Below are 15,422 nucleotides of genomic sequence, written 5' to 3' on the forward strand. Positions count from 1 at the left end.
TCATGCAACGGGTCGAAAAGGTGCCACGGTTTCACCGCGTCTCGATCGATCTCAGCCCATGGGAAAAGAGCCCTCGCCATGCCTCAGATAGAAACGAAACCCTCGCCCGGGGACGCTGCTCTGCATCCCCGCGGATGGTTAGGAGTCCTTTCGCAGTCGCTCGATCACGTGTTCCATTTCTCGGATCGTGGCTCGACGATGTCCCGAGAGATCCTCGCAGGAATGACCACATTCAGCACCATGTCGTATGTGCTGGTCGTGAATCCGCTCGTGCTCTCCGGTACCGGTATGGACCGCGGAGCCTTAATTACCGCTACCGCTCTAATCGCCGCGATCTTCTCGATCATAATGGGCCTGCGCACCAACTATCCGCTCGCAATGGCCCCGGGAATGGGAGTCAATGCGTACGTGGCGGTACAGGTCTGCCAGGGCATGCATATCCCGTGGCAGGCGGCGCTGGGCATGGTGTTTTATATGGGAATCCTCTTCCTGCTGCTTTCGCTCACAGGCTTGCGGCAGAAGATCATCGAGGCATTCCCGGTCAGCTTCAAGAAGACGATCGGGGCTGGGATCGGTCTCTTCATCGCGTTCCTGGGCCTTCGCAACGCCGGGATCGTAGTCGCCAACCCGCGCAGCCTCGTGGCCCTGGGCAACGTCGCGTCCCCCTCTGTTCTACTCGCTCTCGGTGGAGTGATTCTCGCGATTGTACTGGTCGTTCGCAAGGTGCCGGCCGCTCTCATCCTGTCGATCCTGGCGGTCACGATCGTGGGTCTGTTTTTGCCTGGGGTCAACGGGCACGCCCACATCACCGATTGGCCACAGCATCTATTCTCGCGACCAAACTCCATCATGCCGGTCGCCTTCAGGCTCGACCTTGTGTATCCCTGGCATCATCTCGCCCAGAGCATCCCAATCATTCTCGCGTTGTTGTTTACCGATCTGTTCTCTGCCATGGCTGTTCTCTTCGGAGTCGGAGCGCGAGCGCAACTAACCGATGCCGACGGCAATCTACCCAGGCTCAAGCAGGCACTCTCCGCCGATGCCGCGGCTGCATCGGGCGCGGCCCTGCTGGGTAGCACGACCGCAATCATCTATCTGGAGTCTGCCGCAGGCGTGGAACAGGGTGGGCGCACAGGATTGGTCAGCATGTCCGTCGCAACTTGTTTCCTGCTCGCGCTTTTCATCACGCCCATCATCGCGGTCATCCCAGCCCTCGCAACGACGTGCGCTCTGGTGATGATCGGCGTCTTCATGATGCAAGGTCTGGCTGAACTGGACCTGAAGAACATCGTGGTTGCCTCCACCGCGTTGGTCACTCTGCTCCTGATGACCCTCACGTCGGTCAGTGACGGTCTGGCACTGGGCTTTATTGTCAATGTCGTCGTACTCTCAGCGGCAGGGATGCGGCGCTCCATCAAGCCTATAGGCTGGGCACTCGTCGGCCTGTTTATCCTTCACTACATCGCTCGGTAGAACACAGCGCTTCTTTAGAATGTCGGCTAGGCACCTGCGATTGTCAGCGATAGAGCTGCGCGCGATGCCTATCTCCCGTTGCGTTGCGGCCTTGTGCGATAACTGATGCGTAACAAATGGAAGATGGTGAAAGCATCGGCCAGAACAGTTTTATTTGAAGTGTAGGGTGATTCCGGTGGATAGTTTGAGGTTGTTTTGCTGGTTTGTTGTGTTGTTTGGGAGGTGTGTGGAGAGGTAGTTTGCTTCGATCCAGCGGACGGAGAGCCTTTGGTTGTATTTCATCTCGAGCCCTCCTCCGACGGTGATGGCGAAGGACTTGGCGGTTGTGGAGGTTTGGCCTGGGAACAGTCCGTCGAAGCCGACCACACCGCCGATCAACGCCTGCACATAGGGTGTGTAACGACTCTTGTTACGGATTGCATAGCGTGGTCCAGCCAGGAACGTCGCCAGTCCAAGGCCAGCGTTGGTGCCGCTGACCTTGGACGTGTGGACGACCGAGACATCCACCACCGCCGCCGCGTTGGGAAGGAAGAAGAACGCCTCCTCCGTGCCTCCACCCTGAAGGGCGAAGCAGCCGCACGCTCCAGGGTGCGCGTTGGCGATGTCGGCCACGTAGTTCACCGACAGATCCAGACGGCTGCTCTTCTCCCCGACCGTTGGCTTACTCTGCGCCATGGCCGAAGCCGTCAGCGCAACTGCCAACAGAGCCCAGCCGAACCGTGTGCTTGCCATCCGTTCTCCTTACTGCACGGTCAGCGTGACGCTGGCCGTGTGCGAGATCGATCCGCTTGTCGCGGTGACCACGATGTTGTAGCTCTGCTGCTGCTGGTTGAAGAACCCGCCTGCACCGCAACCCGAGAGAGCACCCGCGGCCGCCAGACCGAAGACCATCCAGACCAACATCAGACCGCGCCTGCTGAAGCGCCTGGACAGACGCCGGAAGCGACGCGTACCGAAGGGCAGCAACAGCAGTCCCAGGGCAACCGCGGGCCATCCGTGGCGCCGGGGCATGGGCGCGGGAGCCAGCTTGCCGGCCAGGTTCGAGGTCTGCACCGTCAGGGTCATCGCCGTGCTTCCGGCGCCCGCCGCGATCGAGGCCGGCGACAGCGTGTAGGTCGCGCCCGGCGGCAGACCGGAGACCGTGAAGGTCACGGCCTGCGGGAAGGTCGCCAGCGTCGGCGCGACCGTGAAGGGGAAGGTTGCGCTCAGGCCGGGCGTGACCGTCTGCGTGCCGTTGCCGCCGGTGGCGAGGTTGAAGCTGAAGTCGGAGGACCCCACCGTCTCCGCGATCGCCGTCGACGCGCTGGTCGCGAAGTTCGTATCGCCCGCGTAGACCGCGGTGAGCGCGTTCACGCCGATCGGCAGGGTCGAGACCACAAGCGTTGCGACGCCGCCGGCGTTCACCGCCACCGTGCCGAGCACCGTGGTGCCGTTCAGGAACTGCACCGTTCCGGTCGGCGTCCCGCTCGTCAGGGACGTGACCGTCGCGGTCAGCGTGATGGGCGTGGAGAAGACGATGGAGGCGTTCGAGCTCGCGAGGACCGTCCTGCTTCCAGCCGCCGCGATGGTGACGGCTGGCGTACCCGAGAGCGAGACCGTGTAGTTGGCTGCGGCGGAGCCCGTCAGCGTCACCGTGATCGGATAGACGCCGGAGCGCGCGCCCTGCGTGGCGGTCGTCGCGAAGACCGCCGTGACGTTCGCCGCATCCGCCTGGGCGACGCCGGTGAGCGTGCCGGTCAACGCCGGGATCGGCTGGCCGTAGAGCACCGAGACCGGGTTCGCCGTGGCGACCAGGGCAAACGGCGTCACCGTCTCCGTGACGGAGGCGGAGGTGCTGGTGGTCAGGTTGGTATCGCCCGAGTAGACCGCCGTGACCGAGTTGACGCCCAGGGGAAGGGTCGAGACCGGCAGCGTTGCAACACCGCCGGCGTTCAGGGCCGATGTCCCGAGGACCGTGGCACCGTTCAGGAACTGGACCGTTCCGGTCGCCGTGCCGCTCGTCGAGGCCGTGACGGTCGCGGTCAGCGTCGTCGAGACCGAGTAGGCCGGGGAGGCGTTCGAGGTCGTCAGAACTGTCCTGCTGGAGGCCGGCGCGATGGTGACACCGTCGGGGCCGCTCTGGCCGCCCGTCACGAGAGAGACGCTATAGTTGGGCGCGGCGGAGCCCGTCAGCGACACCGTGATGGGATAGAGGCCGGTCTGCGAACCCTGCGTCGCGGTCGTCGCGAAGACCGCCGTGACGTTGGCTGTATCGGCGGGAAGGACGCCCGTCAGGGTGCCGGTCAGCGTGGGAATCGGCTGACCGTACAGGATCGAGACCGGGTTCGCCGTGGCGACAATGGCAAGCGGCGTCACCGTGACGAGGTACACGCCGCTGACGATCGCCGGGTTGTTCGTATCGCCCGCGTAGGACGCCGTAAGGGTGTGCTGGCCGGCGGTCAGGGTCGCCAGCGAGAACGTAGCGGTGTTGCTGCTGAACGTTGCGGTGCCGGCTGCGGTCGTGCCATCGAGAAGCGTTACCGTTCCGGTCGCCGTGGCGCTGCCGTAGTTGAATGTGGCGGTCAACGAGCCGCTGCCGTAGACCGTGCTGGTGACGCCGCTCAGCACCAGCGACTCGGTCGAGCTGGGAGCGATGCCGGCCAGCGTCGCGATGGCGCCGGACAGGGTGATGCCCCGCACGCGCTGGTTGTTCGTATCGGTCAGGGCGATGAGGCCGGAGTTGCTCACGGCGGTGGTACGCGGTGTATCGAGAGCCGCGTCGATCGCCAGACCCGTGTCCCCCGCAAAGGTCTGCTCACCGTCCCCCGCGATCGTCGCGATAGTACCGTTGGCGAGAAGCCGCACGCGGTTGTTGTCGGAGTCCGCGATCAGGATGCGACCGCTGGTGTCCACGGCCAGGCCGCGGGGCCGAGCGAGGCCGGCTCCCACACCGCTCGAACCGTCGCCCGAGAAGGCCTTCGTGCCCGTGCCCGCCAGCGTGCTGATGATCCCGGAGGCATCCACCTGGCGAACCCGCTGGTTATGCGTATCGCCGATGTAGAACTTGCCTGCGACCAGCGTATCGGCCGCAACGCCGTTGGGCGAATCGAGACCGGCCAGAAGAGCGGGGCCACCATCGCCGGAGTAGATCTGTTCGCCAGTACCCGCGACCGTCGTGATCGTACCCGCCACCACCTTGCGGATGCGCTGGTTGTTCGTGTCCGCGATGTACAGGTTGCCGGAAGCATCGACGCTGACGGCGGTGGGAAGGTTCAACTGCGCGCTCGTCGCGGCGGCTCCATCGCCGGAGAAGCCTGCCGTGCCCGTGCCCGCGATGGTGCTGATCACGCCGTTCACCACCTCGCGAATCCGGTGGTTATGCGAGTCCGCAATATACAGGTTGCCGGAGCCGTCGATCGCGATACCGGCCGGGGAGTCAAGCTGCGCCGAGAGCGCAGCACCACCATCGCCACCAAAACCCTGCTCGCCGGTGCCAACCACCGTCGTGATTATTCCGTTCAGGTCAACCTTCCGGATCACCTGGTCGTTCATCGCAGCGATATAAAGATTCCCCACTGCATCGTACGCAAGACCAGCAGGAACAGAAACAGGAACAGTCGTCGCCTCAACACCGCTCGCAGCCAAGCCAGAATTCGCGGGGTTGAGCTGGTCTAGGGCTCGGAGCTGCGCGGCGGTCTGAGCGGCCGCAGAGAACGTGAAAATAAATCCAGCGGCGAGTGCAAGCTTGGCAGTCAGGCCGGAGGCAAAGGAGAGCGGTCCAGACTGCGCCGCAGCCCACCCCCTCCCACACTTCTTCCCTAAACCATTGGATAAAAAGGACTTCAGCTTAGAACACAACCGTAAAGTATTCAGCACAAAAGACTTAATCGCAAAGTATTCAATCGAAAGGGCTTTTACGGAATTTACAGAGAAGGAGGGGAGCCTTATGGGCTCACCCGCACCATCGCCTTGTTGTTTCATTTTATAAAACGTGTCAAGCATTTTGGCTTTACGAACACGCTGCGCGACTGTCGGTTTTGTTGCGTTCATCGCTTGCGGTCCCTTCGGTAGTGGCTCTGCCTTTGCTTTGAAACAATCTGTGCGACCGAGGGCCGAAGCTGCTGGACGCGGGGCTCTGGCTAGTCGTCGGAGCGTGGGGGGTAATCGCCACCCTCGACGCAGATGATGAAGTTGATCGAGAGGCTGGGCGGGGTGATGGTGAGCGGGACCTGGGTGACGGTCATGCCGCTCTTGCCGGTGCCCGTGGTTCCCGCGGTAGTGGTTGCTCGGCTAGCCTCTCCGGGGACTGTGGGAACGGCAAAGGCGGAGGTATGGGGGGCTGAGCTCAGGTCGACCACATGCTTGTGGCCTGGGTCGTTCACGGTATGAACTTGGGTGGGCAGGTTCTCCGGGGCAATCTTGTACTGAGTCGCTCCTCCCTGCTTGCCCACCTGGTACTTCGTAGCAGGTTGCACTGGAAAGCGGTCGCGCAGGTCCGGCAGGTAGAAGACCCTGTTATCTCCGCCATATTGATTCCCGATGATGCTGTAGAGCGCCTGGTTGTGCTGGACGCTCATCTCCTGCCCAGCGCAGATCTTCCAGCCCTCCGGGGTGAAGGGGCCGGCAAACATCGTAATCTCTCCAAGGTAAGGCATGCTCTTGCTCCTTGCTGGTTAAGGTTGGTGACGGTTGGGGATGCCAGGTCTCGATCGTCCGAGACCCGGCTCTCCAGGGTGGGAGCTACTGGCAGGAGAAGGCCAGATAGTACAAATAGCTGATCGATGGCAGCGCGGTGGAATCCCCGCTTAGCTTGATGGTGACCGCCGTGCCACCGGCGACGCTGGATGGTGCCGTCATACTGCACGAGGCCGGAGCATTGGCGGCGGGGGTCGTGCTGATCGTGCAACTGGTGAGTGCACTGCCGTTGACAGTCCAATCGGTGCCAGTTGGGGTCCCACTCGTCGCGGCCGTCGTGTTGACGGCATAGAACTGAGCCGTGAGAGGATGGCTGGCTGAGATGGCGGAGTTGAAGGCCGTGATCTTCGCGCTCGGGGTGCAGGTGGCGGGCATCACATAGGCCCCGAGGGTGCCCGCAGGCGTCCCGGCTCCCGAAGAGCCGACCGGGCTCATATAAGGAACATTGGAGCCCAGACTATGGTAGCTGAAGGTTAAGGGATATCCGGTTGGGTTGGACCCGGTACCTGAATTGCTTCCTCCGGATGGGAAGTTGACGGTGAGCGCGGTTCCGCTGATGCTTGCGCTTCCGGTTGAGTTGTCGTTGGTCACTGAAACGGAACTGATACCGCTGGCACCATTTGCTCCGGCGAGGCCCTGCGCACCCTGGGCGGCGAGGGTGGCCCAGTAGGCCGTCACTCCGCCGATGGTGCTGGGCAGCGGCTGGCCGGTCGAGGTCTGGAGGGCGACGTAGCTGTTGTAGTGGTTGGAGTCTGAGACGATCATGCCAGCGGTGTAGGTGCTTGCACTGTCATAGACGCCCTGATAATTGACCGTTCCGGTCGCTCCGGTGGCTCCCTGCGCACCGCCGATCGAGGCGACGCGCAGGTACGCGGTGGAGAGGGGGTACGAGCATGAATTGCAAAGTCCGTCGGCAGAGCCTGTGGAATTTCTGAGTACCAGCGCCTCATTCGCGGTCGTCGTGGTGAAAACACCGGATATCCCGTAGTAGCTCAATTGGCTGGAGGGAACGGCTGTTCCATTCAGGTACAGCGAGGGAGAAGGGGAACCATTACTCGCGTTGTTGGAAGCAACATAGTAATCAAAGAGATAGCTGCCCGGTGTGGCGACCGTGATCATGCCCGTGGATGCGTTCCAGGTAAAGCCGGAGTTGGAGTTCTCGGTGACGGTCACTCCATTGTTGGAGGCAAAGTATGAGCCGTTTACGGGGATGGCGCTGGCCGACGAGGTAATGGTATTGGTCCACAGGGTGATGTAGCTCGACGTGCTGGCTCCGGAGCCGCCGCCGCCGGAGCCGGTGGTGGCGATCCAGAAGCTGGCGTTGGTGGGAAGAGTCCCGGCGGTCGTGTTGGCGATCGCGAGGTATGTGCTTCCGCTGTAGCTGACGACCGAGCCCGCAGGGTAAGCGACCGAGGAGCTGTAGACGCCGCCGACGAACGGGCCAGTGGCTCCCGTAGCACCGACCGGGCCCGCAGAGCCGTTAGTGCCATTGGTGCCCGTCGCTCCGGTTGCACCTGTTGCGCCGACCGCGCCGTTGGTTCCCGCGGCGGCGATCAGCGTCCAGTGGGTGCCGTCTGCCGAGGGAGCGGTGGTGCCGCTGGTGGCGACGATGTTGTAGTACGTGGAACCGCTGTAGGTGACGGTCTGAGAGGGCGTATAGGACGTTCCGGAGACCCAGGCACCAAGGTAGGTGATGCCGGTGGCTCCCGTAGAGCCGGTGGCTCCCGTGGCACCGGCTGCACCAGTGAGTCCGGCCCCGGTAGCTCCGGTCGCCCCGGTAGCGCCCGCCGCTCCCGTCGCGCCGGTGGCACCCGTGGCACCGCCGATACTGTTCATACTGAGCTGCAGGGTGTAGTAACCGGGGAACGGACCTCCCGAGGTGGCAGTACCGCTGCCCGACTCAACGATGGTGATTGTGTCGCCTGCTGCGAGCATCAGCACCTGCTCGTTGATGTTGCCCGCATTGACGAGAGCCACGTCTGTCGTGACCCCGCCGCTTGTCTTCCGAACGACTGGAATCGCCCCGCCGGAATTGCCGGGCGTCGTCGTGGCGAAGTCAATCTGGTAGATACCGGCGGTGTTGACGGTGATCACGCCTGATGCATAGCTGAGGCCCGAACCTAGAACCGACGTGGTTGGGCTGGACGAGGACAGGTAGTTCCCACCCGCCGAGACCGAATATGCACCGGTCTGCGTAGCGACGAATGCGCTCGCGGTGGAGGAAGAGCCGCCGCCGCCGGAGCCGGTGGTGGCGATCCAGTCGGAGGAGTTGGTGCCGGGGGTGACGCCGGTGCTGGAGGCGATGGCAAGATAGGTGCTGCCGCCGTAGCTGACGACCGAGCCCGCGGGATAGGCGATCGAGGCGCTGTAGACTCCGCCAACGAGCGGGCCTGTCGCTCCAGTACTACCCGTAACGCCAGTCGCTCCAGTCGAGCCAGTGCCCCCCGTAGCCCCAGTCGCACCGGTTGCGCCCGTAGAGCCAGTGACGCCCGTAGAGCCGGTTGCGCCCATGGAACCAGTCACGCCCGTAGCGCCAGTAGCTCCGGTCGAACCAGTAACGCCGGTGGCTCCAGTGCCGCCCGTAACACCAGTCGCGCCGGTAGAGCCGGTAACGCCCGTAGCTCCGGTCGCGCCCGTGGCACCCGTCACACCAGTGCTGCCGGTGGCTCCGGTCGCCCCAGTCGAACCCGTAACGCCGGTGGCTCCAGTGCTGCCCGTCACACCAGTGGCACCGGTGGAGCCAGTCGCGCCTGTTGCACCTGTAGCGCCGGTGTTACCCGTCGAACCAGTGACACCCGTTGCACCAGTAGAACCTGTGCTGCCCGTCGGACCTGTGCTACCGGTTACGCCGGTCGCTCCCGTGGCACCCGTGAGACCGGTCGCTCCTGTGCTGCCCGTCGCTCCTGTTACCCCGGTAGAACCAGTGGCACCGGTCAGGCCGGTGGCCCCCGTGCTTCCCGCAACACCCGTAGCGCCGGTGGCTCCCTGAATCCCCTGGATGCCCTGAGCCCCCGTGGCTCCGGTGAGGCCGATCGGCCCCTGAGAGCCCGTCGCTCCGAGCAAGCCCTGAATTCCCTGGATGCCCTGCGCGCCCGTGGCTCCGGTAGGTCCTTGCGAGGTGATCGTGACGTCCAGCACAGGGACGTGCGCGGTCTCATCGTTCTCCTTGGAATCGAAGAGAGCATTCGCGGTTGCCGCCGAAAGAGCTACGCCGAAGTTCGATGACGGAGACGAGACCCAGCTCTGCACCAGGGATGTGACATCGATGGTGACGTACTGTCCCTGTGCGGTGTTCGAGATGGGAAAGGTGGCGACCGATGCGCCGAGCGTCGGGAGATTCGCGTAGGTCAGCGTGTACTCCGACCAAGCACCGCCGACCGGAGATACCGTGGCTGTGCCGGGGCTGTAGATGCGATTGATGTAGAGACGGAGCGTGGCGCGAGCGATCTGAGAAGAGATCGTCCCTGCCGGCAGACTGCCGAGATCAAACTGCAGGAGGGCGGTCGTACCACTGCCAACCGAAAGATTCGATACGCCTCCGTAGTTCGTGTTTGGCCGTGCGGAGTTAACGTGGGCATCGCCCGTCAGGGTTAATTCGGTTGCGTGTGCCGCACTGACCGACATCATGGTCAGGAGTACCGCTCGACAAACTTTCATCGCCCACTTCTTCGCCATATTCGCTCCACGGGTCGCCTTCGTCTACGATCCGGAGTGTGCAAAGGGTATAGAAATCCCTCCGCGCAGATTGACTCTGCACGTCGGGGACCCCATCGTTCCACACTTGATCACAACGACAGCTGGGCCCGATCAGTCCTTGGAGGAATACCCAAGGGTTATATAGATTTTGATCTCGTGAAGACTATCATTGGCCCTGCGGTCTTGGAAACCAAAAAATCTAACCGCCCTTATTTATTTGGATGGCCAGTTCTCGGCGGAGCCAGTCCTGCTGGCTGGACCAAAGTAATGCGATGGGGTTGACGTGGGGTCTCTCTTGCCCTTACATGCCGACACACCTGGGCTAAGCAACTCGCTGCTGCACGCTCTAACGAGGATGGCGTGGAGTGCGAGGCTGAAGAGCGTTTGAGGCGATGCTACGGCTGCATCCGTGGGAACTATTTCCTGGTAATCAGGACGACGCCTCCCACAAGAAGGAGGGCCCCTGCGAGCCGTGTGGGGTTTATGGCGTGAACATTCATGCGGAACCAGCCGAAGTGATCGATGACCAGCGAGGCGATCAAGGCCGATGAGACGGTGATTGCAATAAAGGTTCCGCTGCCAACCCGATGAATCAGCGTGAGTCCCGCAAAGACCTGTACTGCCCCCACCAAGCCTCCGAATACGGCCCACCAAGGCATCTCCCTTATGTCTTGCGTCGTGGGCAGGGGATGCGGCATGGCGAAGAAGAGAGCAAGAAAGAAAAATGTGATGACGAGAAAGGAGACGGAGGAGGCCAGGAAGGGATTCACGAGTGACTTGTTGAGTTGGCCGTTCATGGCTGCGCCGCAGGTCTGCAGCGCGCCGCCGAGAATGATGAAGGGGATGATCCATGCGGCGTTCATGCGTTTCTCCTGAGGGATTAGAGGGTCGAAAAGAGAGCGTGCATCACGAAGGCTGCGGCCATGCTGGCGCATAGAGCCGCGGGCATGGCGATGACTCCAACCTTGAGAAAGTCCATTGCACTGACATCCAGATTTTCTTTCCGCAGCGCCAGCAGCCAGAGGATGGTTGCAAGAGAACCGGTGACGGAGAGGTTTGGACCGAGATCGACGCCGATCAGTATCGCGTTGGCAATCAGGCCATGGGATTGCGTTGCATTGAGTGTCCCCCCGGCGATGAGGCCTAAGGGGAGATTGTTCAGTAGATTGTTCCCGACAGCGACGGTGAAGGCGGTGACGAGCGATCCCAGGTAGGGCCCGAGAGCCTCCGCACGGTGCAAGGCGGCCTCAGTCAGGCGCAGGGCACCGATACTCTGAACGGCATCCACGATTACGAACAGAGCGGCCACAAGTCCGAGAGTTGCCCAACTGACCTCTCGGGCGAGGGGCAGTGGACTGCATCGATTCCTCAAGCACACGGCAACGGTGACGCATAGAGCCGCGATACAGGTCGGCAAACCAAGGTCCTTGTTGAGCGAAGACATGATCAGCAGAACGATGACAACGAGCCCAAGGCCGTAGAGCACCATCTTGCCGCTTCCTCCCAGCTCGACGGTTTCACTCGTTTCGGGAAGGGCGACACACAACTCCTTGCGAAAGTACCAGCGGAGCACGAAGAACGTAGTGGCGATGGAGCAAATCGAAGGCAGCAGGAAAGATGCCAACCAGCGACCAAGAGGAGGCATTCCGGCATGAAAGACGACCAGGTTCGCAGGGTTGGAGATGGGCAGGACGAAGGACGCGGCGTTCGCAATCATCGCACACGCAAACAGGAACGGGAGCGGTTGCGCCTTTGACTTTCGTACGGCGGTGAGAACGGCTGGCGTGAGGACCACGGCTGTCGCGTCGTTCGACATGCAGATGGTTACGAGCGTTCCCACACAGTAGATCAGAGCGAAGAGCTTTACACATGATCCCTTTGCGGCTTGAATGGATCTGGAAGCGACCCAGTCAAACACGCCGTTGTCCCGAGCGAGCGCAGAAAGGAGCATCATGCCGATGAGGAAAAGGTAAACATCGCTGCCCTCCGCGATCGCCTTACCGGCAAGGCGCAGAGGAATCAGACGCAAGACGACCAGAAGGGTCGCCCCTGCGCCCACCCAATACACTTCGGGCAGATTTCTGGGCCGAAGCAACATGAGCAGGATGCTCAGGGCAGTGATAACGAGAATGAGCAGTGTCACGATGGGCTGAGTCATACTCACCATTTTTTCCCGTTTTTGTTGGGGCCAAGCTGCGTCCCCAGCAGCCCGCGTTCGCGCCATTCTCCGATCGCATTCTCGTGGTCGATTTCTGCAAATCTGCGGTCCGGCCACGGCCCGAGTACTACCCGGATGGAGCTGTTGAGTTTGTCGTCGGCTGAAACGTGGAGTTCATAGGTCCCATTGTGGAGAGTTCCGGTATCCAGAGCACCGGTCCAGAAGACGCCATCTTCGGAGATGAGCGACGTTCGCAGGTCGCCGATACGAGCTGTCACCGCATGCACAGGACGCGACGACCAAATCCTGGCATGAACAGGGAGTGGTCCAGGCAAGACAACGCTTGCGCTGCGTACCGTCAAGAGTCGCTCGTCTTCAGGCTGCGTGATGGCGAGCATGGATGGTGATCCGAGCGGCACAAAGTGCCAACTCACAGCATCGCCGTCGAGCGTGATCACGGAGTATCCGACGGGCCCCTCCTCGATCTGCCCTGTGGAGCGGGTCGCGCCGTATAGAACCCTTCCATCGTTACTCAGTTCGTTGTAGTGCGTGTGTCCCATGTCGACCAGCACTACAGGATAGAGCTGCAGCAGACGCTGTAGCTCCTTTTTCCCCTGCTTGAGTTCGCTGGGATAGCAGTGGAGAAGAATCACGGCTTTCTGCCCGGAGGTCACACAGTGTTGCAACTCCTGCTCGAGCCAGCGAAGCTGCTCCTCATCGAGAATGAAGGCATCGGGCCGGGGCTCGGAGAAGGCGTTGAGCCGAACAAACCGGTACGAGCCGATAGTAAAGCCGCTGTATAACTCGGGAGCAACGTATTTCCGAAAATTGGCGAAGCTCTTTTCATGTACGTCGTGGTCGCCAACGATGCCACACCACGGCAACTGAAGCCGGTCCAGATGAGCACGAAAGGCCTCGTAAGCGACCACGCTTCCATCGTCGGCGATGTCACCGGGAACGAAGACGAAGTCCACCCCCTCTTTGGCGTACCGGTCATTAATCTCGTCCACAATGCGGCCGAGGTCGATCTCGTTTTGTTCTCCCGGGCGCGTTAAGTGTGTGTCTCCGATGTGAATCCAGCTCACGGTCTGGGTGGGGGAAAGCGGCAATGATTCAAAGGTTGATTGGGACATGACGTTATCCTTTGGCAAATTGGTTGGGTTCGGTGTTGCCATGTACGGTCTCAGGAATGGCGAAGAGAAGAAGCAGGAAAGCTAAGCACGCCAGAGCACCCAGCGCGAGAAAAGATGTTCGATAGCCCGCCTTCTCCATGAGCATGCCGCCGAAGCTGTTACTCATCGCGGCTCCCAGGCCGACAGCGGTTGCGAGAGCACCCTGCGCAAGATTGAACCGTCCGGTGCCACGGGTGCGATCCGCAATCACCAGAATGGAGACAACGCCGAAGATGGAATTCGCTACGCCATCGAGGATTTGCACGGCGAGCAAAGCGGGGACGGCATGGAACACTGTGTAAAGCACAGCCCGAATCGGCAGGACGGCAAAGCCAAACAGGAGCAGTCCCTTGCGGCCATGATGATTGGCGAAACGGCCAACATAGGCAGCGGTGCAGAGCATTACGATTTGCGTGATGGCAACGCACGCTCCCATGAATGGGGCAGCGGCTTGCATAGAACCATGCGCGAGCAGCTCACCAAGCTGGGGCAACATGGCGGCGTTGGCGAAGTGAAACAGAAAAGCACAGGCGAGAAAGGTAAGTAGCACGCGGTCCTTCGCAAGCTTCGCGAGAGGCGAACTCACTTCACCTCCGTCCTCCTCCTTCTCAGAACCGCCGCGGGCAAGCTCGAGATCGATATCGTCTCGCTTGATCGCGAGCGTTGCCCCGATCGTCGGAAGAACGAGCACGGCCACCGCATAAAAGATCGCACGGTTGCCGAGATACCTGCTTGTTCCCGCGATGACCGCTGCAGCAAAGAGATTGCCGGCGGCATTGAAGCCCTGATTGCGTCCAAACTGACAGTCGAAGAGACGGCTGCCTACCAATCCCATGGTGATCGCAGCGATGGTTGGCCCCAGGAAGGGCCCGGCGAGGCCAATCAGTCCCTGTGCGGTGTAGACCACGGGCGCACTTGCCGAAGTGGCCAAGAGAATGGCTCCTAAAGCAAGAACGATGCTTCCCGCGACCAGAATCGTTCGTTTCCACGCGACGCGGTCCACCATCCAGCCTGCGGGTGTTTGGAGCAGAACAGTGACGATGCCACCAAAGGTAAGCGCACGACCGACCGCGCCCGCGTGCCAACCAAGACTTGCAAGATACGCGGCGACAAACGGACCGAGGCCCGCCTGCACGTCAGCCAGAAAGAAGTTCGTCCACTGCAACGCACGCACGCTGCTGCGCTTCGTCTCATCGAGCGGCATCGAGCCCTGCGGGATAGAGGGTTGCGCCATCGCCTAGGCCTGCAGCCGCTTCTGAGTCGTTGCCAAACTCCACAATTTGACCCCGAGTGCATGCAGCTCAGATAGAGCCCCGTCCTTACTCGCGAACTTCGGGGCTACCCGATCGCGGAGGCACACGTCGTTCGAGGACGCATGGTGTTCTTGGATGCCGTCTACTTTCCTTTTAGCTTGCCTGGGTGCCATCGATTTTCCACGGAGTAAGAATTCTGCTGAATAGGCCACTTCTCTTGAGTGGAAGGCATTCCAGCACAACGGGTTACGATGCACACGGAAGCGTCAGCGGCTGCCTGGATTTTTTGGAGAGTAAAGATGAATAAGCTTGCTGCGATGCTGGGCAAGGCTTCCTCACAGCGACATGCAGCATTGACCTGCCCTTGCAAGAAGAGAGCAGGGATGCAGACTGCATTTGGATCGGGCGGGAAACGAGTCCTCTCGGGAGAGGCATACTCCACGAGAAGATGCAGCGCGGGTTCTTCTATGCGTGTGGCGACTCTTCCTGGGGCGCAGGTGCGTCTTTGCTCGCTTGCTTCTTGGAATGGTGGAATGGCTTCGCGATCAATCTCCCGGTACCCTTGGCAATCTTGCCGGTTCCCTTGACCGTGCCTACGCCTACATCCTTCCCTGCTTCTCCAACGCCCTTGCCGACGTTTTCGGCCGCTCCCAGCGGATGCAGCGTAACCAGATCCCCGGCCCCTTTACCGACTCCCTCCGCGGCCTTGCCCGCCCCCTTGCCGGCACCTTTGCCGATATCTCCGCTGCCGCTTCCGATATCACCACCCGCGCTTCGACCTTCGGATGGAGCGGGCAAGTTCGATGGTAGCGTCTGAGACGGTGCTGCTGCGGAGTCCCTCGCCGCAGGGGGTGTGGTCTGTGTTTGGGCAGGATTTTGTCCTGATGCAGCAAGCGTGAAAGCCAACGGTGCCAGAAGCAAAAATGACGTAGAAGTTTTCATCGACGACCTCTTTCGCGTTTGGATGCAGGGCCGCTGACTGCCGGTGGTCTCACC

At 61.4% G+C, this 15,422-nt stretch carries 10 protein-coding genes; 1 reads left to right on the forward strand and 9 read right to left on the reverse strand.

Annotated features, from left to right (window positions below; translation table 11 throughout):
* Positions 1 to 198: 198 nt before the first annotated feature.
* Positions 199 to 1,473 carry an NCS2 family permease gene (locus BM400_RS17740; protein WP_281245507.1) on the forward strand — a complete coding sequence of 425 codons (1,275 nt, stop codon included), beginning with the start codon at positions 199 to 201 and terminating at the stop codon, positions 1,471 to 1,473.
* A 150-nt stretch (positions 1,474 to 1,623) separates the two neighbouring features.
* Here BM400_RS17740 and BM400_RS17745 read toward each other — a convergent pair whose 3' ends face one another.
* From BM400_RS17745 to BM400_RS22170, 9 genes are all read right to left on the reverse strand, one after another.
* Positions 1,624 to 2,205, reverse strand: coding sequence for a hypothetical protein (locus BM400_RS17745; RefSeq protein ID WP_089841272.1), 582 nt, complete (start codon positions 2,203 to 2,205; stop codon positions 1,624 to 1,626).
* 9 nt (positions 2,206 to 2,214) lie between these two features.
* Complete coding sequence (locus BM400_RS17750; RefSeq protein ID WP_175529100.1) at positions 2,215 to 5,097, reverse strand: Ig-like domain repeat protein; 2,883 nt, start codon at positions 5,095 to 5,097, stop codon at positions 2,215 to 2,217.
* A gap of 494 nt (positions 5,098 to 5,591) precedes the next feature.
* On the reverse strand, positions 5,592 to 6,107 hold the full coding sequence (locus BM400_RS17755; protein WP_089841276.1) for a phage tail protein: 516 nt from the start codon (positions 6,105 to 6,107) through the stop codon (positions 5,592 to 5,594).
* 85 nt (positions 6,108 to 6,192) lie between these two features.
* Entirely contained in the window at positions 6,193 to 9,804 is a 3,612-nt protein-coding gene (locus BM400_RS22865) for a DNRLRE domain-containing protein (RefSeq protein ID WP_175529101.1), read from the reverse strand.
* A gap of 455 nt (positions 9,805 to 10,259) precedes the next feature.
* Entirely contained in the window at positions 10,260 to 10,706 is a 447-nt protein-coding gene (locus BM400_RS17765; RefSeq protein ID WP_089841278.1) for a DMT family transporter, read from the reverse strand.
* A 17-nt stretch (positions 10,707 to 10,723) separates the two neighbouring features.
* Entirely contained in the window at positions 10,724 to 12,001 is a 1,278-nt protein-coding gene (locus BM400_RS17770) for an SLC13 family permease (protein ID WP_089841280.1), read from the reverse strand.
* A gap of 2 nt (positions 12,002 to 12,003) precedes the next feature.
* Positions 12,004 to 13,176, reverse strand: coding sequence for a metallophosphoesterase family protein (locus tag BM400_RS17775; RefSeq protein ID WP_245781948.1), 1,173 nt, complete (start codon positions 13,174 to 13,176; stop codon positions 12,004 to 12,006).
* The gene (locus BM400_RS17780) at positions 13,139 to 14,407 is read right to left on the reverse strand and encodes an MFS transporter (protein ID WP_342714599.1); all 1,269 of its coding nucleotides are present in this window, start codon (positions 14,405 to 14,407) and stop codon (positions 13,139 to 13,141) included. Before BM400_RS17780 ends, BM400_RS17775 begins: the two co-directional genes overlap by 38 nt.
* 484 nt (positions 14,408 to 14,891) lie before the next feature.
* Positions 14,892 to 15,224, reverse strand: coding sequence for a hypothetical protein (locus BM400_RS22170; RefSeq protein ID WP_175529102.1), 333 nt, complete (start codon positions 15,222 to 15,224; stop codon positions 14,892 to 14,894).
* Positions 15,225 to 15,422: the final 198 nt, after the last annotated feature.

The sequence above is a fragment of the Granulicella pectinivorans genome (genome assembly GCF_900114625.1).
In the GTDB taxonomy this organism is placed as follows: domain Bacteria; phylum Acidobacteriota; class Terriglobia; order Terriglobales; family Acidobacteriaceae; genus Edaphobacter; species Edaphobacter pectinivorans.

Coding starts and splice junctions, on each gene's coding strand:
- BM400_RS17740 (WP_281245507.1), top strand. CDS start 199: ATGTCCCGAGAGATCCTCGCAGGAATGACCACATTCAGCACCATGTCG.
- BM400_RS17745 (WP_089841272.1), bottom strand. CDS start 2,205: ATGGCAAGCACACGGTTCGGCTGGGCTCTGTTGGCAGTTGCGCTGACG.
- BM400_RS17755 (WP_089841276.1), bottom strand. CDS start 6,107: ATGCCTTACCTTGGAGAGATTACGATGTTTGCCGGCCCCTTCACCCCG.
- BM400_RS22865 (WP_175529101.1), bottom strand. CDS start 9,804: ATGAAAGTTTGTCGAGCGGTACTCCTGACCATGATGTCGGTCAGTGCG.
- BM400_RS17765 (WP_089841278.1), bottom strand. CDS start 10,706: ATGAACGCCGCATGGATCATCCCCTTCATCATTCTCGGCGGCGCGCTG.
- BM400_RS17770 (WP_089841280.1), bottom strand. CDS start 12,001: ATGACTCAGCCCATCGTGACACTGCTCATTCTCGTTATCACTGCCCTG.
- BM400_RS17775 (WP_245781948.1), bottom strand. CDS start 13,176: ATGGCAACACCGAACCCAACCAATTTGCCAAAGGATAACGTCATGTCC.
- BM400_RS17780 (WP_342714599.1), bottom strand. CDS start 14,407: ATGGCGCAACCCTCTATCCCGCAGGGCTCGATGCCGCTCGATGAGACG.